Source organism: Mangrovihabitans endophyticus (assembly GCF_014646155.1).
GTDB classification, from domain to species: Bacteria; Actinomycetota; Actinomycetes; order Mycobacteriales; family Micromonosporaceae; genus Actinoplanes; species Actinoplanes endophyticus.
Map to the genome: position 1 here is coordinate 1 of NZ_BMMX01000064.1, position 21,902 is coordinate 21,902.

The 21,902-nt window shown below is 67.6% G+C and carries 25 protein-coding genes and 5 pseudogenes; 11 read left to right on the top strand and 19 right to left on the bottom strand.

Annotation, left to right across the window (positions count from 1 at the left end):
* Positions 1-176: 176 nt before the first annotated feature.
* A pseudogene (locus tag IEY73_RS30805) lies at positions 177-590 on the top strand (transposase); the annotation flags it as partial.
* Positions 591-664: 74 nt separating this feature from the next.
* On the opposite strand, the gene IEY73_RS30810 reads toward IEY73_RS30805, so the two are convergent.
* From IEY73_RS30810 to IEY73_RS34290, 4 genes and pseudogenes are all read right to left on the bottom strand, one after another.
* Positions 665-1,105: a DUF6262 family protein gene (locus IEY73_RS30810; protein ID WP_229716313.1), complete on the bottom strand. Its 441-nt coding sequence runs from the start codon at positions 1,103-1,105 to the stop codon at positions 665-667.
* Positions 1,095-3,353: a tyrosine-type recombinase/integrase gene (locus IEY73_RS30815; RefSeq protein WP_229716314.1), complete on the bottom strand. Its 2,259-nt coding sequence runs from the start codon at positions 3,351-3,353 to the stop codon at positions 1,095-1,097. Before IEY73_RS30815 ends, IEY73_RS30810 begins: the two co-directional genes overlap by 11 nt.
* On the bottom strand, positions 3,350-3,487 hold the full coding sequence (locus tag IEY73_RS33940; RefSeq protein WP_229716318.1) for a hypothetical protein: 138 nt from the start codon (positions 3,485-3,487) through the stop codon (positions 3,350-3,352). Before IEY73_RS33940 ends, IEY73_RS30815 begins: the two co-directional genes overlap by 4 nt.
* Positions 3,488-3,540: 53 nt before the next feature.
* A pseudogene (locus IEY73_RS34290) lies at positions 3,541-4,503 on the bottom strand (site-specific integrase); the annotation flags it as partial.
* A 74-nt stretch (positions 4,504-4,577) separates the two neighbouring features.
* On the opposite strand from IEY73_RS34290, the pseudogene IEY73_RS30825 reads away from it, so the two are divergent.
* Both IEY73_RS30825 and IEY73_RS30830 read left to right on the top strand, forming a co-directional pair.
* A pseudogene (locus tag IEY73_RS30825) lies at positions 4,578-5,003 on the top strand (transposase); the annotation flags it as partial.
* Complete coding sequence (locus IEY73_RS30830) at positions 5,000-5,407, top strand: hypothetical protein (protein WP_189082871.1); 408 nt, start codon at positions 5,000-5,002, stop codon at positions 5,405-5,407. The pseudogene IEY73_RS30825 and the gene IEY73_RS30830, both read left to right, overlap by 4 nt.
* A 17-nt stretch (positions 5,408-5,424) precedes the next feature.
* On the opposite strand, the gene IEY73_RS30835 is transcribed toward IEY73_RS30830, so the two are convergent.
* Complete coding sequence (locus IEY73_RS30835; RefSeq protein ID WP_189082872.1) at positions 5,425-5,661, bottom strand: hypothetical protein; 237 nt, start codon at positions 5,659-5,661, stop codon at positions 5,425-5,427.
* A gap of 223 nt (positions 5,662-5,884) precedes the next feature.
* On the opposite strand from IEY73_RS30835, the gene IEY73_RS30840 reads away from it, so the two are divergent.
* Genes IEY73_RS30840 through IEY73_RS30855 form a run of 4 tightly spaced genes read left to right on the top strand, consistent with a single transcriptional unit; the run spans position 5,885 to position 8,497 of the window.
* Positions 5,885-6,226, top strand: a complete 342-nt coding sequence (locus IEY73_RS30840; RefSeq protein WP_229716316.1) for an SAV_915 family protein — start codon at positions 5,885-5,887, stop codon at positions 6,224-6,226.
* Positions 6,226-6,504: a hypothetical protein gene (locus tag IEY73_RS30845; RefSeq protein ID WP_189082873.1), complete on the top strand. Its 279-nt coding sequence runs from the start codon at positions 6,226-6,228 to the stop codon at positions 6,502-6,504. Before IEY73_RS30840 ends, IEY73_RS30845 begins: the two co-directional genes overlap by 1 nt.
* A complete protein-coding gene (locus IEY73_RS30850; RefSeq protein ID WP_189082874.1) occupies positions 6,504-7,667 on the top strand; it encodes a hypothetical protein in 1,164 nt (387 codons plus the stop codon). The genes IEY73_RS30845 and IEY73_RS30850 overlap by 1 nt, the downstream gene beginning before the upstream one ends.
* Before the next feature lie 20 nt (positions 7,668-7,687).
* Complete coding sequence (locus IEY73_RS30855; RefSeq protein WP_189082875.1) at positions 7,688-8,497, top strand: hypothetical protein; 810 nt, start codon at positions 7,688-7,690, stop codon at positions 8,495-8,497.
* A gap of 191 nt (positions 8,498-8,688) precedes the next feature.
* Here IEY73_RS30855 and IEY73_RS30860 read toward each other — a convergent pair whose 3' ends face one another.
* From IEY73_RS30860 to IEY73_RS30890, 7 genes are all read right to left on the bottom strand, one after another.
* Entirely contained in the window at positions 8,689-9,126 is a 438-nt protein-coding gene (locus tag IEY73_RS30860) for a DUF7674 family protein (protein WP_189082876.1), read from the bottom strand.
* 89 nt (positions 9,127-9,215) lie between these two features.
* A complete protein-coding gene (locus IEY73_RS30865) occupies positions 9,216-9,467 on the bottom strand; it encodes a hypothetical protein (RefSeq protein WP_189082877.1) in 252 nt (83 codons plus the stop codon).
* 32 nt (positions 9,468-9,499) lie between these two features.
* Positions 9,500-9,817 (bottom strand): hypothetical protein, encoded by a 318-nt coding sequence (locus IEY73_RS30870; RefSeq protein WP_189082878.1) that lies wholly within the window; start codon positions 9,815-9,817, stop codon positions 9,500-9,502.
* A 1-nt stretch (position 9,818) separates the two neighbouring features.
* Positions 9,819-9,974, bottom strand: coding sequence for a hypothetical protein (locus IEY73_RS30875; protein WP_189082879.1), 156 nt, complete (start codon positions 9,972-9,974; stop codon positions 9,819-9,821).
* Between the two features lie 324 nt (positions 9,975-10,298).
* On the bottom strand, positions 10,299-10,538 hold the full coding sequence (locus IEY73_RS30880) for a hypothetical protein (RefSeq protein WP_189082880.1): 240 nt from the start codon (positions 10,536-10,538) through the stop codon (positions 10,299-10,301).
* A 22-nt stretch (positions 10,539-10,560) separates the two neighbouring features.
* Entirely contained in the window at positions 10,561-10,893 is a 333-nt protein-coding gene (locus tag IEY73_RS30885) for a hypothetical protein (RefSeq protein WP_189082881.1), read from the bottom strand.
* Positions 10,890-11,207 carry a hypothetical protein gene (locus IEY73_RS30890; RefSeq protein WP_189082882.1) on the bottom strand — a complete coding sequence of 106 codons (318 nt, stop codon included), beginning with the start codon at positions 11,205-11,207 and terminating at the stop codon, positions 10,890-10,892. Before IEY73_RS30890 ends, IEY73_RS30885 begins: the two co-directional genes overlap by 4 nt.
* A gap of 262 nt (positions 11,208-11,469) precedes the next feature.
* On the opposite strand from IEY73_RS30890, the gene IEY73_RS30895 reads away from it, so the two are divergent.
* The gene (locus IEY73_RS30895) at positions 11,470-12,891 is read left to right on the top strand and encodes a helix-turn-helix domain-containing protein (protein WP_189082883.1); all 1,422 of its coding nucleotides are present in this window, start codon (positions 11,470-11,472) and stop codon (positions 12,889-12,891) included.
* Complete coding sequence (locus IEY73_RS30900) at positions 12,891-13,436, top strand: GNAT family N-acetyltransferase (RefSeq protein WP_189082884.1); 546 nt, start codon at positions 12,891-12,893, stop codon at positions 13,434-13,436. The genes IEY73_RS30895 and IEY73_RS30900 overlap by 1 nt, the downstream gene beginning before the upstream one ends.
* A gap of 54 nt (positions 13,437-13,490) precedes the next feature.
* Here IEY73_RS30900 and IEY73_RS30905 read toward each other — a convergent pair whose 3' ends face one another.
* The 5 genes from IEY73_RS30905 to IEY73_RS30925 all read right to left on the bottom strand — a co-directional run bounded on the left by IEY73_RS30905 (position 13,491) and on the right by IEY73_RS30925 (position 19,283).
* The gene (locus IEY73_RS30905) at positions 13,491-14,063 is read right to left on the bottom strand and encodes a flavoprotein (protein ID WP_189082885.1); all 573 of its coding nucleotides are present in this window, start codon (positions 14,061-14,063) and stop codon (positions 13,491-13,493) included.
* The gene (locus IEY73_RS30910; RefSeq protein WP_189082886.1) at positions 14,060-15,418 is read right to left on the bottom strand and encodes a helix-turn-helix domain-containing protein; all 1,359 of its coding nucleotides are present in this window, start codon (positions 15,416-15,418) and stop codon (positions 14,060-14,062) included. Before IEY73_RS30910 ends, IEY73_RS30905 begins: the two co-directional genes overlap by 4 nt.
* Positions 15,419-15,784: 366 nt before the next feature.
* The gene (locus tag IEY73_RS30915; RefSeq protein ID WP_189082887.1) at positions 15,785-16,699 is read right to left on the bottom strand and encodes a phosphotransferase; all 915 of its coding nucleotides are present in this window, start codon (positions 16,697-16,699) and stop codon (positions 15,785-15,787) included.
* Positions 16,692-18,131, bottom strand: a complete 1,440-nt coding sequence (locus IEY73_RS30920) for a helix-turn-helix domain-containing protein (RefSeq protein WP_189082888.1) — start codon at positions 18,129-18,131, stop codon at positions 16,692-16,694. Before IEY73_RS30920 ends, IEY73_RS30915 begins: the two co-directional genes overlap by 8 nt.
* A gap of 359 nt (positions 18,132-18,490) precedes the next feature.
* Positions 18,491-19,283 (bottom strand): IS5 family transposase gene (locus IEY73_RS30925; RefSeq protein WP_373292916.1). Its coding sequence is split into 2 segments (ribosomal slippage): positions 18,491-18,962 and positions 18,961-19,283, totalling 795 coding nucleotides; the frame shifts between segments, so codons are not numbered across the junction.
* Positions 19,284-19,312: 29 nt separating this feature from the next.
* Here IEY73_RS30925 and IEY73_RS30930 point away from each other — a divergent pair.
* Together IEY73_RS30930 and IEY73_RS30935 are read left to right on the top strand one after the other, a co-directional pair.
* Positions 19,313-19,543 carry a hypothetical protein gene (locus IEY73_RS30930; protein WP_189082890.1) on the top strand — a complete coding sequence of 77 codons (231 nt, stop codon included), beginning with the start codon at positions 19,313-19,315 and terminating at the stop codon, positions 19,541-19,543.
* 79 nt (positions 19,544-19,622) lie between these two features.
* Positions 19,623-19,763 (top strand): annotated as a pseudogene (locus IEY73_RS30935) (IS256 family transposase); the annotation flags it as partial.
* Between the two features lie 92 nt (positions 19,764-19,855).
* Here IEY73_RS30935 and IEY73_RS30940 read toward each other — a convergent pair.
* Positions 19,856-20,722 (bottom strand): annotated as a pseudogene (locus IEY73_RS30940) (IS256 family transposase); the annotation flags it as partial.
* 111 nt (positions 20,723-20,833) lie between these two features.
* Positions 20,834-21,889 (bottom strand): reverse transcriptase domain-containing protein, encoded by a 1,056-nt coding sequence (locus IEY73_RS30945; RefSeq protein WP_189082891.1) that lies wholly within the window; start codon positions 21,887-21,889, stop codon positions 20,834-20,836.
* Positions 21,890-21,902 lie beyond the last annotated feature (13 nt).

Below are 21,902 nucleotides of genomic sequence, written 5' to 3' on the forward strand. Positions count from 1 at the left end.
CGCACCACGAGCGGTGAGTTCTGACATGTCGCGATCTTCGCACGAAGACTTCGACGTGCGATCCCCCGAACTCTGAGAGGGCGGTTTGTGAGCTTTCCGTAGTTCGTCATCGCTCGATGTCGTGACCTTCGAGCTGCGCCGATGTCCGACCGGCCGGCGTGCGGGTTGGGCTGGTCATGGGCGAGCGGAAGGCGTATCCCAGTGACCTCACCGATGAGCAGTGGGCGGTGGTCGGCCCGTTCCTGCAGGCGTGGAAAGCGAAGCATCCGTCGGTGTCGGGACACACCGGCCGCTATTCGTTGCGGGAGATCGTGAACTCGATCTTCTACCAGAACCGGACCGGCTGTCAGTGGGCGTATCTGCCGCATGACCTGCCGCCGAAGTCCGCAACCTACTACTACTTCGCGTTGTGGCGCGACGACGGCACCGACCAGGCGATCCATGATCTGCTGCGCTGCCAGGCGCGGGAGAAGGCCGGCCGCCGGGAGGATCCGTCCGCGGTCGTGCTGGACACCCAGTCGATCCGCGCCGCGAACCATGTCCCGGCCGCGACCACCGGCAAGGACGCCGGCAAGAAGGTGCCCGACCGTTATCTTGAGCTTTCTGATCTTGTAGCTGTTTGACCTGCGGTGATGCGTGGTGGACGTGTCTTCGACGGTGCCGGTCAGCAGGGTCCGATGACGGGGGAACTTCGTCTTCCCGGCGTGTCGCGGGTGTGGCCGGGCAGGTCGCTGATGCGTTGTTCGCCGAGGGCCAGGGCGAGGGCGTGTCGCAGTTCGCGGTTCTCGGTCTCCAGTCGCTGGTTGCGTTCGGTGGCGGCTTGCAGGCGTTGCAGCAGGGAGGAGTCGGAAGCGCGTTGCCGGTCTGGAAGCGCTCTGGTGGCGGGGCTGTGGTGCCGGGCTCGGAGTCGGTCGATCTCGGCTCGGAGATCGGGCTGGTTGTAGAGCCAGGACCGGGAGACCCGGGCTTCACGGGCGACGGTTTCGAAGGTGATCACCGTTCCGGTGGTGTCCATGCGCCGCAGGGCGGCGGCCGCGCGTCGGCGGGTCGCCGTGGCTCGTTGCCGGGCTGCAGCGACGAGGTAGTGGGCGTTGTCAGCCGGCATGGGTGGTCTCCTGCGGTTCGTCGTGGCTGTTCTCGAGTTCGCCGATCATGCGGTCGAGGTTGTCGGCGACCTGCTGGTTCATCTCGGCGGTCCGGGTGTGGCCGCAGTTGGTGGCGTTGTCGATCAGGGTCAGGGTCCGGGTCCGCTGGTCGCGGAGTTCGGGCAGGAACTCGGGTCCGGTGAGGAAGACCGGGCAGGTCAGGCAGGCATTCGCATGTGGACACGATTTCTGGACGGGCAGTCCGCAGTAGCCGTCGGGCAGGGTCTGGGTGGCGATGCCGTAGCGGGTCTTGGCCCACTGGGCCTGCCCGAGCGGTCCGTCAGGGGTGAGGGTGACGTGCTCCCCTTTGATGTTGACCTTCATCGCGGCTTCCCAGCGGCGCCGGACGGTCTGGTCGGTGATCCGGGCGTAGTGCGCGGTCATCCGGGATGATTCGTGGTCGAGCAGGACCCGGACGACTTCTTGCGGGACGTCACGGTTGATCAGTCGGCAGGCGAAGGTGTGCCGCCATTGGTGCGGGGTGAGGTGCACCGGTTGTCCGTGCTCGTCGCGGATGTCGCAGGTGACGAGCCAGCGGCGCAGCATCTGCCGGTAGCTGCTGTCGGACAGCCGTAGCCGTCCGGAGGCGTTCGCGTGCCGCCGTGGGAACAGGACGCCGGTGCCGTCCGGCCATCGGTCCAGCACCCGGCGTTGCTGGTCGTGGATGGCCTGTTCGAGGTGTTCGTCGATGGGGACGGCGGCCTCGCGTTTCATCTTGGTGTTGAAGTAGCGCAGGTAGGCCGCGCCTTGACCGTCGTGGACCAGGCAGTCGAAGTCCAGGCAGACGACGCTGGAGATCCGCAGTCCGGTGCGCACGAGGATGAGGGTGACCAGCCGTCCGGCCGGGTCGTGCCAGCGGTCCAGGTTCGCCTCGGACTCGACCTGGGCCATGACGTGCTCGGCCAGCCTGCGGGAGATCGTGGCCGCCGGTGCCGGTGGGATGTCGCCGGGACAGAACGCGGCGGTGCCGGGCAGCGAGTCGTCCCAGCGGTGCTGCCGGATGGCCTGCAGGAACAGGTTCAGGCTGCTGATCCTGCCCTTCTTCAAGCCGTGCCCGCCGTCCTGGGAGGCGACATAAGCGAGGTGGCGTTCGAGCAGAGGACGGTCGATGTCGGCGAGCCGGTCGACACCGGCGTGGGCGAGGAAACCGGCGAAGCAGACCAGCGCGTCCAGCCCGGTATGCGCGGCAGTGATACTCAACCCGCTGGTCAGCCGCAGCCTCAGCCACCGTTCGACCAGGTCCCGCAGCCAGGGCTGCGGGATGCGTTCGAAGTGCAGCCGCACCCGCGGCCGCGGAACGGTGGCGGTGGCCGGGGTCGTGATCCCTGGAAGCCGTTCCAGCCGCCACACGTCTCGACCGAACTCGTTCTCCCAGCCGGCGCCGTCACGCAGCAGCTCGACGGCGTCACGGACTTCGATCAGCAACAGGACAGGGGCACGGACTCGGCCGGTTCGCGCTTGCTGCCGCCACTGCTGTTCCGACAGATCCAGCAGCGAGGTGACGCCGGCGGCCCGGGCGTGCCGGACGGCCTGCATGACATAGCGGGCGGGAGTCGTGCGGTGCCGGGCATCGGCCCGGCATTGCAGCCCGTACTGGAACTCCAGCGTCAGCTGGGGTGGCAGGCCGCGCAGATCGACCGCGGCGGTGCCGTTCAACTCGCAGTCCACGATGAACCGCTCGACGTCGCGATGGTTGGTACGTTTCCAGCGGTCATGATGCTGCTGGCAAAAGACCTTCTCCGGTGTCTCGACCCACAAGCTGCAGAACGGCAGACGGCACTCGGCCGCGACGGCGCCGGCCGCGGCCAGGCTCGGGGCGTGCCACTGGTCGGCGGCGGGTCGCCCGGCCCGGACCCACCGGTCGTAGTGCTTGCAGCAGAGCCCGTTGCCGAAGCGACCGTAACCGCAGCCGCCGATCCGGCAGGACGGCAGGACCTGCCGGCCGCGAACCGGCGGCCCGGGATCGGCGAGGAACTCCTCCAGCACCGGGCGTCCCCGCTGCCGCCACCGGATGACGTGCCCGTTGCACAACCCAAGCTGGGCGACCACCCGGTCGCAGTCGGCGACCGCGCACTGCGGCGCGACGAAGACCGGATCGGCGGGATCCGGGCGATAGACCTCGGTGCGGAACTCGGCCCGGACCGTGGCCAGAAGCTTCTCCAGCAGCCCGGCCTGCCGGCGGCCGGTGGGCAGCGCGGTGACGATCACAGCCGGACCTCCCGCCCGGTGAACCAGCCCGCGGCTTCCAGGGTGCGGCGGGCATCCTCGACGGTGAGGTGACCATATGTGTCGATCGTGGTGCTGATCGAGGCGTGACCGAGCAGTTCCTTGACGTTCTCCATCCCGCCCCGCGACGCAGCAGCCAGGTCGCATAGGTATGCCGGTACTGGTGCGGCTCGAAGGCGATGCCCGTGACCTTCCGCAACCTCTTGACCAGGTCATAGACCGCCGGATAGGCCCACGGATGCCCGTGCGGCTCGGCGAACAGATTCACGAAGACGTAGTCGGAGTCCAAGGCGCCGTACTCACGATTCAGATAATCGCAGTATAGACGCATCAACTCCGCGCTTGCCGGAATGATCCGCATCCGGCCGGCCTTGGCCCGGGCCCGGTTGTCGTTCTGCCGAGGCACCACCGCCACCTGCCTGTCGGCGATCGCGATGTCGTCGTGACGCAAACCCAACGCCTCGCCGATACGGACCCCGGTGTCCAGCAGCACCGCGAACAGCAACCGGTCCCGCAGATGCTCGCAGGCGTCCAGGATCGTCTGGACCTCGACAGCGGTCAGCACCCGAGGACGCTTGCGGCCGGACTTGAGCTTGATGGTCCGCTCCCGGTGCGGCTTGCCCGAGGCGACGTGCTGCAAGAACGGCTTGAAAGACGTGGCCGCGGACCGGTGCGGCCCCGCCGGCCGCATCGAGATCAGCAGTTCGGCGACCGTGACGCCGTTGCGGGCGTGGAACTCATAAAACGTGCTGACCGCAGCGAGCTTGCGGTTCACGCTGGCCGCCGTGCAGTGATGCTCGACCGTCGGCAGCACCGCCACCGCCCCGCTGCGGGCCGCAGGCGGCAGCCGCAACCAGGCCACGAAACCGGCCACCACCTCCAGGTCCGCCCGCTGCCAGTCGCCGGCTCGACCGGCGAGATAGACCCACCAGTCCTTCAAATCGTGGGCGTACGCCTTGATCGTGTTCGGTGACCGCTCGATCGCCGCCAGATAGGCCAGGAACGACTCCACCGGACCGACCGGACGCAGGTCATCGCCCAGCAGAGTCCACGACTCCGCCGTCGACCCCGGCATCAGCACCCGCATCGCACCTCCCGTTACCGCGTGATGGACGGCAGCAGGTAACCGCATCCACGACACGAGTCGGGGGACGTTCGGTGCGCTTGGAACACATCAAGGACAGGTCAGCGCCGGCTCCAGATAACGGTCGCAAACGTGGTCTCGCCGTGGACGCGCTGGGGCTGATCATCGCGGTGGTGGTGACCGCCGCGAGTGTCACCGACACCGCGATCGGCGTGCGCCTGCTGGACAAGGTCGTCGAGCACACCCCGACGGTCACCCGGGCGTGGGTGGACGCCGGGTTCAAGCACGACCTGGGCATCCACGGTGCTGTGCTCGGTGTCGACGTCGAAGTCGTCAAGCGCTCCGACAGCAAGCCGGGGTTCGTGCCGGTCGCGAAGCGGTGGGTGGTCGAGCAGGTCAACGGCACGTTGATGCTGCACCGCCGCCTGGTCCGTGAGTACGAGAGCCGGCCGGAATCCAGCGTGTCGCGCACCCTGTGGGCTTCCGCGGCGAACCTCGTGCGCCAGCTGACCGGCACCAGCACACCGTCCTGGCGGGACCCGACATGAACACCACGACCGTCCTCGACCGGATCGCCGCCCGCCAAGCAGCGGCAGCGGCTGCCCTCGACGAGGTACGCGAGCAGCAGGCCAAGCTCGCTGCCGAGGCGGCTGCCATCGAGTGCGAACTGGCTGACCTGGCGACCACCCACCAGACACTGACCAAGATCCTCGAAGAGGAGATGACCACATCCGAGCCCGCCGTCATCAGCGAGCCCTCCCAACAGATCATCGCCGTCTTCACCACCGACTGCGGCGCTCTGCGCGCGAAAGACGTCTGCCTCGCGCTGGGCATCGGCACCGAGCCCAACAACGTCGAAGGCATCCGCGCCAAGCTGAAACGACTGGTCAACCGGCACATCCTCACCGAGAGCCAGCCCGGCCTATTCACCCTCACTGAGAAACGGGCATAACCTTACGGAACGTCCTCTCACGTGGACGATCGCAGCCCCGGAGCCGAGGGGAAGATGCCCATGGACCGACGGTTCCCTTCCGGCCGACCTTCGAGGTGGTCGCCCGCCGCCTGTACGGCGAACTCCCGTCCGAGATCCCCGGGCCTGTCAAACGTTCGTTTGAAAGACCCCCGGCTGAGGGTGATCATCGCTGTGAGCAGCGGCATGAAACCGATCACCGTGTACAGCGCGCGGGAGCGCGGCAGGTGCGTCATCTGCGTAGGAGAGCAACTGGGTCAGCCGACTCGACCGGATTCGGTGCGGTACCGGCCGGGGTGTCCGCCCGCGTGACGCGAACGGTCCCATGGCTTGTCGGCACGATGCCGGAAGCCGGCCTCCATGGTGGACTTTCTGGACCGCTTCGGTAACCCAGGTGATCAGGAGACCGGGCTGTGCGACCGTTCCGCTGGTTGCGTGCGGGTTTGTAGACTGCGGCGCATGGGTGAGCGCTCCGACGGTGAGACGCTGGACATCGATCGTCTTCTCGGCGGCGTGGCGGATCCGGCGCATGTTTTCCCGCCGGTGGTCTATGTGCCGTGCGCGCCGGCGCAGTCCGGTGACGAGCTGACGATCGATCTGCGGGTGGCCCGGGACGGGCGGCTGGCGCTGCTGGTCTATTCGGCGATGGACCGGCTGGTCGAGCATTGCGGGCCGGCGCAGCCGTGGACGGTCATGCTCACCAAGGATTTGGAGCAGGCGCGGCTGGCGACCGGATTCGAGCTGATTCTGCTCGACCTGGACATTCCCGAGGAGTTGCGGCGTACGGGGGAGGCGATCTGATGGCCGGGGAAACCGAGGTTGATCTGTCCACTCTCGACGCGATCGCCGTCCGGTTGAGTGATGCGGCGGACGCCCTGGACGAGGTGGGGAAGTCGTCGCCTGGCATGCCCGCGGCGGGTGACGTGTCCGGGATCATGGGTGCCGCTGTCGCTCATCTGACCGGCAGCGCGGGCAACATCGTGCTCGGCATGAAGGGTGCGGGCGAGGAGGTCGCCAGCGCTCGCCGGGACTACGCGGGCGGGGACCAGTCGGCGGCGAACTCCCTGCGGGGTTCCTGATGCCGATCGACACCCGCATCGAGGGTGACCCGTCCAGCATCCGCGGCTGCGCCGACTGGCTCGGCACGTCGCTGTCCCCGGCGATCGACAGCAGCGTCACGGACTTGTTCGCGGTGCGGGATCAGGCCGAGCGGGGCTGGCAGGGCGATGCCGGCCCGGCCTTCCACAGCAGGATGGACACCGGCGGGCGCGACGCCGACAGGCTGCGCGGCGACGTGGACAAGATCTCCGGTGCTTTCCACTCGTACGCCGACGATCTCACCACCGCGCAGGCCGGCATGGAACGCGCCCGCGACATCGCGCGGCAGGGCGGTCTCACGCTGCAGGGCGAGATCATCGCCGACCCGGGCAGCGGACCGGTGTTGCCGGCGCAGCCGCCCGAGATGGCCGGCGCCGGGCAGGTGAACGCGTACAACGCGCAGGTCACCACCTACAACGAGCATCAAGCGAAACTCGCCGCGTACGCCCAGGCCGAAACCCAGGCCGGTTCCGCCCGCAACGCGTTCAGCTTCGCCAAGGACACCCTGGCCAATGTGCTCGGCGATCTGCAGAGCAAACCGCTGATCGTCGCGGCCGGTTTCGCCAGCGACGGGATCATCGGCGGTCTCGCCCACAAACACGTCAGCATCCTCAAAGCGCAGGCGCAGACGCTCAAGGACGAGTCGCAGTCGCTGATCGGGCACTATCTTAAGACCGCTGGTGGCACCGCCGAGTCCAAGGCGTTGAATCTGGCGGCGTGGGACAAGTTCCTGGAGGCGGACAAGGTCGAGCGCGGCGCTCTGCGGGCCGGCGCCAAGATCGAGGCCCGGCTACCGGTCGTCGGGCTGGCGCTGACCGCGGTCGACATCGGCTACGACATTCACACCGGCAAACCGGTGGGCAAGGCCGTCATCAGCGGTGTCGGCGGCGCCCTGGCCGCGGCCGGGACCGGCGCCGCGATCGGCACGATGGTCGGTGGGCCGGTCGGCACGGTGGCGGGCGCGGTCATTGGGGCGGGTGTGGGCATGGTGACCAGCGGTGCTCTCGACGCCGCCTACGACCGGTTGCCGGCGGGCACGCAGGCGGCCATTGAGGAGGGCTTCGACGCCATCGGCCACGGCGCGCAGGAGGCGGGCGAGGCCGTCGGTGACACCGCGAAGAAAGTCTGGAACTCGATCTTCTGACGACCAAAGGCGTACCCGACATGCTCCCGAACCCCGAGGATCCACCGGCTGGCTGGCCGAAGGCGCGCCGCTCCGCCCTGCGGGTGCTGGCCGCGGCGGGCTTCGCCGTCCTCACCGTGATCACCGCGGCGGTCGCGGTCTCCGCCGTCGCCGCCGGTGATGTGGCCGGTGCGATCACTTTCGGCATGGGCGCGATCGTGCTGGCACACCTCACCGGCATGTCGGTCAACATCATGCAGCGGCCCCGGCCGGCGGATCACCCCCCGGTCACCGACGTCAACGATCACGGTGAGACGGGCCTGGCCTTCCGGTACGCGTTCTGGCCGTACTACTGGCTGTCAGTGGTGTTCGCGTTCTTCACCCTCGGCGCCGCCGCTTTCGCGATCGTCGTGGCCATGCAGGCGACGTGGGCGGCCGGGGTGCTCGCTGCCCTCGCGCTGGCCGCCGCGGCCCTCGTCGGCTGGTACCTCGTGGTGCTCTTGCGGCTCGCCCCGGGCCGGGTGGTGCTGACCCGCTCCGGTCTCTACCACCGTTCCCTGTTCCTGGAACACTTCGTGCCCTGGGACGCGGTCGTCGACGTGGTGGCCCGTGCGGCGCCCAGCCCGTGGATCACCGTCAAGGCCCTGCCGATGGACCAGACCCGCGAACGGCGGCACACCGGCCGGATGGGCGGCTTCGAAGGCCAGGCGCTGCCCTTCATGGTCGTGCGCACACAATGGCTCGGCGCCGACGCGCTACCCGCCTATCAGGCGATCAAGTACTACTTCGCGCATCCCGAGCAGCGGACACACCTCACCGACCACGACCTGCGAACAAATAGTGACGCTTGACCGGTAGCCGTCTGCCGACGCACCAGATTTTCTGAATCAACTCGCCACACCAGGCAAGCAGGAGCTGTCGTCGGGAGTACCGGGGCTGATGGAGAGCAACTACCAAATCGTCAAAACCAGCGGCGCGCCAGGACGGGCGCACGGTGACCGATTCCCCAGCCTCAACGCGGTACGACCGGACGTCGTTTCCGTCAGTCAAGCCGAATGTTTGAGATGGGGGTACCGACGTCCCAGAACTTGTTGATCGCTTCCCAATGCTTCGCCGACAGCGGGCGTAGCCAGGGCCGGAACGCCTCCGGGTCAAGGTCACGCGAGGTGACGGTGTGCATCTGCATGCCTTCGAGATAGCCGATCACGCCCAGTTCGGAGACGTACGGGTCGCCATGAAGGATCAGATGCTCGATGAAGTCGAAAGCGGCATCGAACTCGCTCGTGTCGCTGGCTGCGAGGCGGTCAGCGAGGTGGCCAACGACCCATGCCGCGTCCAGGTAGCCAAGGCGACCACCGGGAGAACCCGGGTCAGCGTTCTCGTCGGCAACCTCGTCCCACTCCTGCGACAGCGACGGAAGCGCAGCGAGCAAGAGCGCAGGAACCTCTTCGGCCGTGACGTGTGCTCCGGTAGACCCCACGCCACCAGCCTAACTGCGGCTTCCTTCGTCTCTCGATCGGATTTCCGCTCATCGTCCAGATCCGGACGTTTGCGTGGACTTGCGGTCTTCTACCTCGCGTTATCGATGACTTCTGGATGCTGGTGTGGGCTGACCGCTGCCTTGCCGTCGAGAGTGTCAGCGCCTGTGTCGGATCCGCAGCAGCTCGCGCATGCTGAGATCGCGGCGAACAGGCGTTTGAGCAGCGATAGGATCTTCGCGCTGGTCTTGCCGACCAGGATGGCCACTTCGGCGGCGACCTTGGGGATGAGCACGACGGTCACCGCCTGGGCACGAATCTCCCCGGACTGCGAGGCCGCCACCGTCTGACAACATTGTCGGCATTCCTGGATCACTATTCGGGGTGAAGGTCGGTGTTGTGGCCGATCGCTTCTTGAGCGTCGGTCTCAAATTGTCGGCGTTGCTGCGGGGTCAGGCCGGCCTGCCAGCGCTGGAAGCTGTGGATGCCGCCGGTGATGGGATCGCTGTAGGCGCTGCTGCGGGCGACGGCTCGCAAGGTAGTGCGCCCTTCGAGGACGTCGTTGGCCATCTCCGCCAGGTCCGGTCCGGCCACGCCGTTCTTGAGCCGTTCGAGGCTTCGCCGGAGCGCGTCTGTCAGGGGACGGCTGCCAGTCATCTCCTCGAGTTCGGCGTCGAGGGGGTCGTTGCTCATGTCAGGTCCCGGGTGCAGTGTAGGCGATGTTCGGCAGCGGGATGGCGGACAGTTCGCCGCCCTTGTAACCCAGGTCCATGCCGGCTCCCGCTATACCGAGGATCGCTGTGCCCGCGGTGTTGATGATGGTGGAGGCCTGGTTGATGAGTTTGAGCATATCCGCGACGACGAGCGCGGTGGCGGCGTAGCCGGCGACGGCGCCGATACCGGTCTCGATCAGGGCGGTGCCGGCGGCGGCGCTGATCCCGGCCAGGACAGCCTTGTCGGCCAGCGCCTGCAGGATGTTGCCGAGCTGATTGGACAGCTGCCAGGCACCGGTCGCGGCTTTGTGATAGGCCTCCTGGCTGGCGCGTAGTGCGGTCTACTGCCCGCTGGTCGTGGCAGCGAGTTGGGAGAAGTACTGGTATGCGGCGTCGCTGGCATTGCCGTCCCAGGTGCCGTCCAAGGCCAGCATGCCCCGCTGGATGTTGATGCCGGGCTGCTACATGCAGTCGGCGAGGTTGGCCATGGCGTCGCCGAACTTCCACATCGCTGCCCAGTCGCCGCTGACCCATTCGGTGAAGTAGCCGAACGCGTCGAAGCCGGTCAGTTCCACGATCGCGGTGTTGATCCAGGCCGAGGGCGAGGCGTAATTGAACAGGTCCAGCGGGTTGGCGAATCCGTTGCTGACACTGCTGTCCGGCTCGCCGGGTTGTCGCAGGAAGTCGATCGGCTCGTCCACGTGGTCGTCCCGTCGATGGGTTTCAGTCTCGGTCGATCGGTGGCCGCGGCACGGCGTCGTACGTGGCGTCGAGCGTTGCTGCCGTGTCCTGGTCCGTGCGCTCGTAGCCGTTCGCCATCTGCCGCAGCGCGTCGCTAGACGCGCCGGTGAGGTCGGCCAGATGCCGGAGCATCTCTTGGACCTGGGTGACGTAGGCGCTGTGGTTGGGCCAGATCATGCCCAGCAGGCCCTTTTCGTGAGCGTTGAAGCCGCCCCACCTGTTCATGTACGCCGTGGCGGTCTCGGCGGCGTGTTGCGCGTCGGTCAATTGACGTGCGTAGTCGCGGACATCGCCGGGTTCGACGCGGAAGGTCATGGCTGCACCTGATTGAGGATGATCGCTGTGGCGATCAGCAGCATGAGACCGATCACCGTGTACAGAGCGCAGGAACGCCACAGGTTCTTCATCTGAGCTGGCTCCGGCGTGCGATGGAGCCGGACAGCGTTGATCACCGCGGGTGCGAAGGCCGCACCGGGCAACAGGATCAACGGCCAAGTGATCACGGAGACCTGAGTGCCGGAGGCGAGCGTGACTAAGCCACCCCCCAGGACCAGCAGGTATACAAACGCGAGCAGGAACGCCAGCTTGCCGACCAACTTGCGTAACTCCGTCACCTCGGCCGTTGGCATGACACTCCCTTCGTGGCCACTGGAACACCATGCAACGATATCAATCGGCATGTTTTGATCGCGGCACCGCGGCTCCCCGTTTGCAGGACCGGCCGGACCCGGTTAGGCCGATGCTGGCGGTAGCCATCGATGCTGACCAGCCCTTATCGGGTGCACACCGGTCAATGACTTCATGAACCGCGACCACCGTGGAACACTGTGCCTGCACCCGTCAACCGAGCGCAGAAGGGTAATAGCGCAGTCAGCTAGAAGTCGGGATGGCATGACCAGTATTGATGGCACCGACATCGCGTCGAAATCGCCGAGACGGGGACGCGCGACGGCTACCCCACGTCTGGGCGCGGACGGCTCTTTCGCGTTAGATCCGGTGCCGAAGTGGACCGGGCTTGAAGCGGGCGCGCTTCGGCGAGCGCAACGGCTGAGTATTCGCGCTTACGCCGAACACCTCGGTGTTTCTCCCTCCGTGGTCGCCAATTGGGAGCGCCGAGGCAGCGCGGCGCGGTTGCGCACTGAGACACAGCAACTGCTCGACACGAACGTCTCGCGGGCCGCGGACGACGTGAGGAGACGGTTCGCGGCCGCGTTGGCCGAGATGAAAACCGGCGCTGACGCGGCTCCTGGGAGCGGCACTGGCTGTGCGCCGACCGTCCTTGACGGCGACGCGCTGTTGCGGCGCGACATTCTCAAGATGGTTGCCACCTACATGGTGGCCCGGCCGTTCTCCAGCGCCGCCGACCGGGGACCCGGCCGAGGCCCCCTGCAGGTCGAGGAGTGGCGCGAGACTGCGGACGAGTACGGACGCAGCTATCTGCAGGCCGACCGACACGAGCTGACGGCGGAGCTGCGGGCGGATCTCGACCTCATCCATGAGGTGCTCGCGGCGCTTCCCGACGAGTCGGTGGAGGCACGCGGGTTGAGCGCGGCTGCCGGGCGCCTGTTCGCCTTGACGGCAATGGCCTGTACTGATCTCGGCTGTGCCCGCGAGGCCCGGCACATGTGGCGGCTGGCCCGGCGTTTCACCGATCACGCCGGAGACAAGGCAGCCCGGCAATGGGTGCGCGGTCACGAATGCACCACCGGCATTTACCAGGGCCGGCCACTGTCCACGGTCCTCGAACTCGCGGAAAAGGGGCTGGCGATCGACGGTGACTGGCCGTGTGCCGGCCGCGCTGAACTGCTCGGCGGTAAAGCCGAGTGCCTCGCCCTCCAAGGCCGGACAGCCGAAGCGATCAGCACCCTGCACGAGGCGGAACGCACCTTCGAGATGCTACCCAGCCGCGTCGCCACCGACGTCGAATCGATCTACGGCTGGCCCGCGCACCGTCTCTGTCACGCGAAGTCGTTCGTGTATTCCACCACTGGCCAGACTGCCAAGGCCTACGCGGCGCAAGACGACGCCCTGAGCGTCTATCCCCGTGCCCGGCTGATTAGCCGGGCACAGATCGAACTTCACCGGGCTGAATGCCTGATCCGCGACGGTGACATCGGTGACGGGATCCGGCAGGCCGTCACCGCACTCGGGGTACTGCCTGGCGGCCGCCGCAGGCGTTTCGTCCTCGAGGTGGCGGCGAAAGTCTCCGAAGCTATTCCGGACAAGGAACGGCGACGGCCGGACGCACTAGACTTTCGGGATCAACTCGCTGCCTCGGGCAAGCAGGAGCTGTCGTCGGGAGTGCCAGTCTGATGGAGAGCAACTACCGAATCGTCAAGACCCACGGGGAGACCGTCCCTGACGCGATCCAGGAGATGGCCCGGCTTTACGAGACGGTCTACGCCGAACCCCCGTACAACGGCGGCCCGCTCTGGCAGACCGCAGCGTTCGTCGAGCGCACTCTGCGGCAAAGCCGCAGACCCGGTTTCTCGCTGGTCACCGCACGGTCGGAGGACGGCTCGCTGATCGGCTACGCGTTCGGTGTGCCCTTCGCGGAAAACCGGTGGTGGTCCGGGCAGGAAGCAACTGAGCCACCACAGCACATCTTCGCGGCCTCGAAGTTTGCGCTGATCGAGCTGATCCTCGCCGCACCATGGCGCAACCGGGGCATCGGTCACACCATGCACGATCTCATCCTCGATGACCGCGACGAGCCCTACGGGATATTGACCGCGGTACCGAACGCGCCCGCTCGGGAGCTGTACCGGCGCTGGGGATGGAAACAAGTCGGCACTGCACGGCACACCGCGGACTCGCCGGTGCTCGACGCGCTGGCGATCGAACTCCGGCCAGCGTGAGCGGCCTTCGCCTGAATCATGGGGCCCGGCCTTTCGCGGAGGTGACGAGCAAGATCAGGTGGGTCTTTCGCTGCTGGTGTCGTGGCGGGCCGGGATCAGTGTGGCGAGTGCGCGGTGCCAGGGGTAGGTGGCGAGGTGCTGGTCGCCGGTGCCGGGTAGGTGCGGTTCCCACAGGCCTGGTCCGTAGAGGACGGTGACGCCTTCGGCGCGGAGTGCGTGGACGGCGTGCTGGAAGGGTTTCCGGGCGGCGAGGGCGGTGTTGACGAACGGCAGGATGGTGGTGGGTGTGCCGCGCCCGATGGCTTCCGCGGCGGTGGTGAGGGCGTAGGTGTCGGCGATGCCGGCGGCGAGTTTGTTGATGGTGTTGTAGGTGGCGGGGGCGATGAGCAGAGCGTCGGCGCTGCTGGGGCGTGGGCCGGTGGCGCCGGGGGTGTGGTATTCGGCGCGGACGGGCTGCCCGGTTGCCTCGGCCAGCCGCCGGTTGTCGATCATGGTCCCGGCGGTGGGGGTGGCGACGACGGTGACGCGCCACCCGTCGCGGTGGGCCAGGTCGATGAGCGTTGTCGCGTGGGGTGCCGGCCCGGCTCCGCAGATGATCAGGCAGAGGGTACGCCGGGGGGTGGTCATGGCAGGGCGCCGATGTGGCGGGCGTAGTCGTGGGCGTGGCGGCGTGCCGGCTCGGGGGTGCGGTGGACGAGGTCGCGGAGCATCTGGTGGACGGCGGGCCGGCGGCGGACTTCTTCCGGCGCTTGGTCTTCGGCGTTCTGGATGCAGTGCAGGGCTTGATCCCACTTGCCCCATTGGGTGTAGGCGCGGGCGGTGTCGAGCAGGAGGTTGGCGCGGCGTTCGGGCAGGTCGAGACGGTTCGGGTTGACGGTGGCGGCGGTTCGGACCGCGGTGCCGGCGTCGCCGAGGTCGACGGCGACGGCGACGCGGTGGACAGCGACGTTGGTGGGGCCGAACGCGGTCCAGTACTGGTTGTCGTCGTGGCCGAGCCGTCCGGCGGTGTCGGCGGCCGCGTCGAGCAGGGTGGCGGCGTGCTGGTGGTCGCCGTGGCGGCTGGCGGCGAGGGCGCCGCGCAGCAGCAGCGCCCCGTACAGGGATTGGGCGGCGGCGGTGCGCATGCCGGTGCGGCTGGCGAGCCGGTCGGCGGCGTCGGTGGCGAGTGCGGCGGCGTGCTCGGGTTGCCCGGCGGCGAGCAAGGTGTGCACGACCGCGCGGGTGCTGCTGGCGTGCAGCAGCTCGTCACTGGTCGCGGTGGCGGAGGTGATGCTGCGTTCGGCGCAGATCGCGGCCAGCACCGGCTGGTCGGCCTTCAGCAGCAGCCCGCTGGCGATCTGGTATGCCTGCGCGCACAGCACCGCCGACCGCGTAGGCACGGGTTCGTCCGGCGCTGCCGCACGGCTGAGGATCCGCAGCGTTGCGGCCAAGCTGTGAGCTGCGGTGGAGTAGCGGGCGTGCTGGTAGGCCTCACGACTGCGGTGCAGGGATGCCTGTACCGCCTCCTCGTGGAGCTGGCGGTGCCGCGAATCCGGCGGGGACTGTCCGAAAGCGCCGGTGACCGCGCCGATCAGGGCAGCGAACGCCGAGACGGTGGCCCCCTTCAGCGCCGCTCGCCGGTTCAGGTCACCACCATCTGATCCCGATGCCACTGCCGGAGGATCCGGGTAGCTCAGGGACGGTTCTGCTGGTGTGGCCGTTGACCGGTCCGGTGCGGCGAGCCGCGGTGCTGGCGTGTCGGCGGTGGCGTGTTCGGTGAGGATCTGCGCGAACCGTTGCCGCACGTCGTCGCCCGCGCGGGCGAGATCGGTGTCGAGCATCTGCTGGGTCTCGGTGCGGAGCCGAGCCTGTTCACCACGGCGCTGCCAGTTCGCCACGGTGTCGAGGGACACGCCCAGATGCTGCGCGTACGCCCGGATGCTCATCCGGCGCGCCTGACGCAGAGCCGCGGCCTCTCGGCCCGTCCAGCAGGGCACCGTCACTTGTCGCACCTCCGTCCACCATCGGAAAAGGGCCGCCAAGGTCCAACCGTCGACCGCCGTGGGGCTTCCCATGCTTGGCGGATCGGGCTGGCCGGTCAAGCCACATAGAGCGCGTAGCACAACGCCTGCTGCTGGGCCGACGACGGACCAGCTCAGCGGGGCAGCGTACGACGGTGTCCGGGGTGATGATCACGTCGACTGGGAAGTCGTGGCCGGTCCCGTGGGAAGTCGTGGCCGGTCCCAGGAAGGTCGTCGTCGATGAGTTGCCTGGGATGGACGGTGGTGACGCGGCGGCGTGGTCGGTGTTGCGTACCGGGTCAGGACGCGTGCGTGGTTCCATCCGCACTCAACGGTTTAGTGTTGTGACTACACGGCCGCCCACTGGATGGTGCGGTCGTTGTCCCGCAGGGAGGCGATTCTGCGGTGGAGTTCGGTGAGGGCGGCTGGTTTGCGGGTGCCGAGGCGGATGTAGGCGGCGAGGGAGTGCAGGTCGCGGATGTCGCGCAGGGCCTGGTGGTCGGGCCAGTCGGCGATGTCGTAGCCGTAGCCGGTGGTGAAGGCGAGCCGTTCGTGGTCCGGGTCGCCGAAGCGGCTGCCGGGGGCGCCGACGAGAACGACGTCCATTTCCCGGGGGCCGAGGCAAGCGCCTTCCCAATCGGTCAGCAGGTATCCGTGCCGGCTGTTCGGGTCGCAGAGCAGGTTGCCGGGGTGGGCGTCGTTGTGGATCAGCCCGGACCCGAGCGGGAAGGACATGGTGGCATACCGTTCGTCCAACTCGCCGGTCCGGTCGTGGAGGAACGCGGTCTCCTCGGTGGTCAAGGCCGGTTCGCCTCGGTCGGCGTCGAGGCGCAGCGCGGCGCGTAGCCGGGCGAGGGGATCGGCGGTGGGCAGGTCGACAGGAGCGGCCGACAGAGCGTGCAGCTCGTGCAGCAGCCGGCCGAGCGCGGTGTTGACCTCGACCGGTGTGCCGGCCGGGCCGGCCAGTATCTCCTTCCAGACGGTGGCGATGTAGCCGTCGGCCTCGATCGGCGCCTCGACGGCAGGCCGGACCGAGGGGTAGTCCTGCTCCACCAGCCACGCGGTGAGCCGGACCGCGCGGCCGGCTCGCGCCGCCGCGTCGCCGGTTGCGGGGATCAGCCGCAGCACCACCTGATCGGTGGGGAAAAGAAGGGTGACGGCGTCATGCACCCGCAGCGGCCGGACCTGCCCGGCGTCGAGGCCGAGCCGGCCGGTCACGGTGCGCACGGCGGCGGCGAGCGGGACAGGGAGGGGTTCAGGCATCGGTGAGCACCCGGTCGAGGCGGTCCTGGAACAGGGCGACTGCGGGCAGGCCGGTGTGGGCGATGGTCAGGGTCTTCAGCGCCCGCAGCCGGTCCAGGGCACGGGGCGAGGTGAGGGTTCCGGCGCCGCGCAGCGCCTCGTCACCGACGGCGACGCCTTCCTCCAGATCCGTACCGCGTTGGAAGTAGGTGCCGGACAGGGCGATCAGGTTGAGGGTACGGCTGCGCGCGTAGGCGTTGCCGCGGCTGGCGACCGCTCGACGCAGCAGGGCCGCGGCCTCGTCGGCGGCATCGGGTACCCGTTGCGCGAGCACATGGTAGGAATGCCCCTGCAACGCGGTCAGCTCGGCGGTGTCGAGGTGCGATAACCACGGCGGGGCCGGTTCACCGCCGACGTTGGCGAAGTGCTCCTGTGCTCGCCCGAAAGCGCGTTGGCAGGGCCGCAGCTTGCCGGCCGCGGCGTGACACCAGCCTTCGTACGCGGCGGTCTCGGCCAATGCCAGCTCGGGCGCGTCGTGGCCGGGGTCGACGGCGGTCGCGTAGGACAACCTCACCAGCCTCAACGCCTCGTCGGCACGGCCCACATGCAGGGATTGGTGAGCGAGCTGCCGTAGCGTGGTACCGGCGAGGTCGACGTTGCCGGCCTCGACCGCGGCGTCCAGGCCGATGATCCACAGTGACCGCGCCTGCGGGTGGTGGTTCATGTCGTACGACCGGAACGCGGCCACCCCGGCAAGGTCGGCCAACGCGGTGAGCAACCGGTTCTTCACCTTCTGCGAGCTGCACACCGACTGGGCGGCGCAGGCCGCGACCCACTGCAGATGCGCGACGACCGCCGCGCAGGACAGGCCACCGCCCCACCGGTTGTCCCAGTCGCGGAAAGCGCTGGTGGTCGCCTCGATCCGGGCCACGTCGGACGAACCGATCCGGCGTGGACCCTCCATATCCACCGGCGGGACCAGCTCCGCAATCCGTGAGTGCAGGGGCACCGTCACCGCGCTCCGGACAAGGATCTCCGCGGCAGCCGGAAGCGCCTCGGCGAGATCCCCGCGCGAGATCCGGTCATCGACAGCGGGTGGGGTCCGGTCGTAGGCAGCATCCAGGTCGGCGATGCGCGCCCGTTGCCAGGCCACACTTTCGGGGCCCGCCGTCGTCGGCGAGGGCTTACCCGCTGGGGCAGGTGGTGGTCCGCTGGGTGTGGTTTTCAGGAAGGACTGGAAGCGGCGGCCGAGGTCGTCGGAGAGCTGAGCGAGGTCGCGGTCAAGGATTTCCTGGGTTTCGTGGCGGAGCCGGATGGCGGTGCCGCGACGTTCCCAGTTCGCCACCGACGCCACCGCGACGCCGAGGTGAGCGGCGTACGCGCGGATACTCATCCGGCGTGCCAGGCGTAACGCCTTGGCTTCACGGCCGGACCAGGTGAGCACCGTCGTCACGTAGCAACCCCTCCCCGGACCGGCATGCTGGTGTGCCGGTTGGCGAGAGCGTAATCGGGCTGCTCGCGGTGTTGCCAGTGGTAGACCGGTACAAGACCGGTACGTCCAGTGGTCATCGGCCGGGTGGGCGGGGCGGTGGTGGCGGTCGATCCACGCGGTGACGTCCGGCAAGGCCCAGACGCGGCCTTGTTGCAGGGTGGCCACCGGCCCCGGGAAGGAAGCCTTGGCGGCTATCTGGTCGGCGCGTTGCCGCACGTCTCCGAGCAGGGTGGTGAGTTCTCGAGTACCTACGAGGCGGATGTCGTCGGGTGGCATCCGGGCAGCGAACCAAACCCTAGTCCTAAGAGCTCCTAACACGATCAGTTTGCGGTCCAGTTGATCAACCGGCGCCAGCAGATCAGAGCGCAGGCAAGGCTGATGAACCCGTCATGGATGTCGAGGCGACGTTCCCATCGGATCGCGAGCCGGCGAAACTGGTGCAGCAGCCCGAAGGTCTGCTCCACGACGTAGCGCAGCTTCCCCAGGCCCTTGATGTTCTTGCCGCCCCGACACGGGATGATCGGGTCCGTTCGCCGCGCACGACACGCTTCGCGGAACGCGCGGCTGTCGTAGCCTTTGTCGGCCAACAGCACCACGAATCTGCGTCGCGGGCGGCCGGGACGGCCCGCGACGGGCGGGCCCGCGTCGAGTAGGTCGACCGCCTTGCTGATGTCGGGCACGTTCGCACCGGTGGTGAGTACCTTCATCGGTGTGCCGTTGCCGTCGACGATCAGGTGGTGCTTACTTCCTGGTTTGCCGCGGTTGACCGGCGACGGACCTGTTGCGGCACCCCTTTTTCGTGTCGATGTGGCTGCCGTCGATCGCCGCGCGGGACCAGTCGATGCGGGCCGCGGTGTTCAGGTCCGCCAGCAGCATGTGGTGGAGCTGGTCGAACACCCCGGCTTCTGTCCACCGTTTGAGCCGCCGCCAGCAGGTCATCCCGGAGCCGAACCCGAGTTCCTGCGGCAGATCTTCCCACCCGATGCCGGTGCAAAGTACGAACAGGATGCCCTGCAGACACTGACGGTCCGGGACCAGTCTCGGACCCGGAGCCCTGTCCGGCCAAGGTGGCAGCAGTGGCTCAATCCGGTCCCACAGTTCGTCCTCGATCATCCAAGGTTTACCCACGCCACTCGAACGAGATGGATCTCGACGCCGTGGCGCTGATCAACATCGATTCAGCAGATCGTGTTAGGAGCTCTAAGGACAGCCTGCGAACAGTCACAGGCTCTGGAGAATTCGAGAAGTCTGGCGGCATCATGCCGCCAACCTGCCTGAACCACTGCCAGGCGACCGTGATCGACACGCCCACTGCCGCGGCGGCCTCCGCCACGACCATTCCTGCCCGGACCGCGGCCCAGAACTCGCGCTGAACCGGGACCGAGATAGCCGGACGCCCCATGCAAACCCCCAACATCCAGGGATGTTGCGTTGACCGGTTGAATTCGCCCCGCGCTCAAATGCGTCTACCTCTCGCTGATGAGCCTAGACCCAACCGGCACCGGCCAGCGCCGGTGGACAATGCGCTGGAAGGCGCCGCTCAACGCCTTCCAGATCGCCTTCGAAGGCCGCCTCATCCCAGCCACCAACTGACCCCTTCAACAACCATGATCAGCCGTTAACTGGACAGACCCAAGGCTGGCAAGCGTGGGTCCGTAACGCGAAGGGTGTTTCTGGCTCTTCGGTTAGTAGGTTTCGGCGGCCGGCCAGCGGTCACCGAAAGTGATGGCGAAGGCGTTGATAGCTGGCTTCCAGCGCATCGTCCATCGTGTACGCCCGGTCCCGGTGGGGTCCAGGCTGCGGGTCACAAGGTACAGGCATTTCATGGCGGCCTGCTCGGTCGGGAAGTGCCCACGGGCCCGGATCGCCCGCCGGTAGCGGGCGTTCAACGATTCGATCGCGTTGGTCGAGCAGATCACCGCCCGGACTTCGACGTCGTAGTCGAGGAACGGGATGAATTCGGTCCACGCGTTACGCCAGAGCCGGATCATCGCACGGTATTGCTTTCCCCATTTCTCTTCGAGGTCGTCCAGGGCGGCCAGGGCGGCGTCCGGGTTCGGCGCGGTGTAGATGCGTTTGATGTCTTTCTTGATGGCGTCGGTGTCACGGCGAGAGGTGAGCCGGAACGTGTTACGAATCAAATGGATGATGCAAGTTTGCACAATGGACTGCGGCCACACGTTGGTGACGACGTCGGGTAGGCCTTTGAGTCCGTCGCAGACGACGAAGAATACGTCGGTGACGCCACGGTTCTTCATGTCGATGAGCACGCTCAGCCAGAATTTGGCGCCTTCGCCGCCGGTGCCGGCCCACAACCCCAGGACGTCCTTACGGCCATCCACGGTGACCCCGATCGCCGCGTACACGGGGCGGTTGGCGACCTGACCGTCCCGAACCTTGACCATGATGGCGTCGATGAACACGGCCACGTACACGCTGTCGAGGGGCCGGGCCGACCATTCCTGCATTTCGTCGACGACTTTGTCGGTGATCCGCGATACCGTCTCCTTGGAAATCGACGCGCCGTAGATTTCCGTGAAGTGGGCGGAGAGTCGAGTCGGCCCGCAGCGCGGTTCCGGTGTTGCCACCGGCCCGTTTCTGCGGACCGCTCGCCGAACCCGCCGTGCGCCTCTCAACGCAACGGGCTCTCCACGGTTCCGCCGTCAGGCGTAGTGCGCTTTCGGCCAGGGGGTGGGAATTCTGCCGCGACGCCGATATCTGGTGACAGGCGTCGACGCGATGTTGTGCAGCTCGATCCCGTCCGCCGTGATGGTGCGCCACCCGGTCGGGGTGCGCAGCCAGCGGTGGACGTCCTTCCACCTCCAGCGCCGTTTGGCCTTGACCCAGCGAACGATCCGCCACCAGATGAAGTAAGCGAGCCGGTCGAAGGTGTGTTTGGCGACGGCGTGCCGGAAGTAGTTGGCCCAGCCACGCGTGATCTGGTTGATCCGGATCAGCGTTTCCCCGAGGTCTTGCTGTGACAACCTGCGGGTCAGGGCACGGATCTTGTCCTTCAGCGACCGGACTGGCCGGTCGCCGATGAAGGTGTAGACGTGCCACTGGTCGCGGGTTCCCATCTTGCGTCTCCACCGGATGTGGAAACCCAGAAAGTCGAACCCGTCGGCCATATGAACGATCCGCGTCTTGGACGGCGATAGGCGCAATCCCAGCGGAGCGAGCACGGCCGCGACATCCTCGCGCAGCACCTCAACGTGATCTTCAGTGCCGAACACCATGACGACGAAATCGTCCGCATACCGGACCAACCGCCATGTTGCCTCGCCTCGATCACGGCGATGGTGACGCCTGTTGTCCGTCGACATCCGGCCGCCGGGCTTCCATTCGCGGTGCAGGTGCTCGTCGAGCACGCTGAGTGCGATGTTGGCCAACAGCGGTGACAGGATGCCCCCTTGCGGCGTGCCGGCCGGGGTGTCGCGTTGCTCGCCGAGTTCGGTGAGCACCCCGGCCTTGAGGAACGCTTTGACCAGTACCAGCACACGTTTGTCCTTGACTCGATGCCGCACCCGGTCCATCAGGGCCACGTGGTCGATCGTGTCGAAGCACGCTTCGATGTCGGCATCCAGCACCCATCGGTAGCCTCGGCTGCCGAACAGGTGGATGTCGGCGATCGCGTCGTGTGCTCGCCGATTAGTACTCCAGCCGGGGATGTTGACCTTGGCTGGTCGAGTGTCGGGTGGTGAGAAGACGAAGGCAGCCACCGTCGATCATGGA

What these genes read in the sequence shown, in the direction of transcription:
- IEY73_RS30810 (WP_229716313.1), bottom strand. Translation starts at nt 1,105, where the DNA reads ATGCCGGCTGACAACGCCCACTACCTCGTCGCTGCAGCCCGGCAACGA.
- IEY73_RS33940 (WP_229716318.1), bottom strand. Translation starts at nt 3,487, where the DNA reads ATGGAGAACGTCAAGGAACTGCTCGGTCACGCCTCGATCAGCACCACG.
- IEY73_RS30830 (WP_189082871.1), top strand. Translation starts at nt 5,000, where the DNA reads ATGAACACCACGACCGTCCTCGACCGGATCGCCGCCCGCCAAGCAGCG.
- IEY73_RS30835 (WP_189082872.1), bottom strand. Translation starts at nt 5,661, where the DNA reads ATGACGCACCTGCCGCGCTCCCGCGCGCTGTACACGGTGATCGGTTTC.
- IEY73_RS30840 (WP_229716316.1), top strand. Translation starts at nt 5,885, where the DNA reads ATGGGTGAGCGCTCCGACGGTGAGACGCTGGACATCGATCGTCTTCTC.
- IEY73_RS30845 (WP_189082873.1), top strand. Translation starts at nt 6,226, where the DNA reads ATGGCCGGGGAAACCGAGGTTGATCTGTCCACTCTCGACGCGATCGCC.
- IEY73_RS30850 (WP_189082874.1), top strand. Translation starts at nt 6,504, where the DNA reads ATGCCGATCGACACCCGCATCGAGGGTGACCCGTCCAGCATCCGCGGC.
- IEY73_RS30855 (WP_189082875.1), top strand. Translation starts at nt 7,688, where the DNA reads ATGCTCCCGAACCCCGAGGATCCACCGGCTGGCTGGCCGAAGGCGCGC.
- IEY73_RS30870 (WP_189082878.1), bottom strand. Translation starts at nt 9,817, where the DNA reads ATGAGCAACGACCCCCTCGACGCCGAACTCGAGGAGATGACTGGCAGC.
- IEY73_RS30875 (WP_189082879.1), bottom strand. Translation starts at nt 9,974, where the DNA reads ATGCTCAAACTCATCAACCAGGCCTCCACCATCATCAACACCGCGGGC.
- IEY73_RS30885 (WP_189082881.1), bottom strand. Translation starts at nt 10,893, where the DNA reads ATGACCTTCCGCGTCGAACCCGGCGATGTCCGCGACTACGCACGTCAA.
- IEY73_RS30890 (WP_189082882.1), bottom strand. Translation starts at nt 11,207, where the DNA reads ATGCCAACGGCCGAGGTGACGGAGTTACGCAAGTTGGTCGGCAAGCTG.
- IEY73_RS30895 (WP_189082883.1), top strand. Translation starts at nt 11,470, where the DNA reads ATGACCAGTATTGATGGCACCGACATCGCGTCGAAATCGCCGAGACGG.
- IEY73_RS30900 (WP_189082884.1), top strand. Translation starts at nt 12,891, where the DNA reads ATGGAGAGCAACTACCGAATCGTCAAGACCCACGGGGAGACCGTCCCT.
- IEY73_RS30905 (WP_189082885.1), bottom strand. Translation starts at nt 14,063, where the DNA reads ATGACCACCCCCCGGCGTACCCTCTGCCTGATCATCTGCGGAGCCGGG.
- IEY73_RS30915 (WP_189082887.1), bottom strand. Translation starts at nt 16,699, where the DNA reads ATGCCTGAACCCCTCCCTGTCCCGCTCGCCGCCGCCGTGCGCACCGTG.
- IEY73_RS30930 (WP_189082890.1), top strand. Translation starts at nt 19,313, where the DNA reads ATGGATCTCGACGCCGTGGCGCTGATCAACATCGATTCAGCAGATCGT.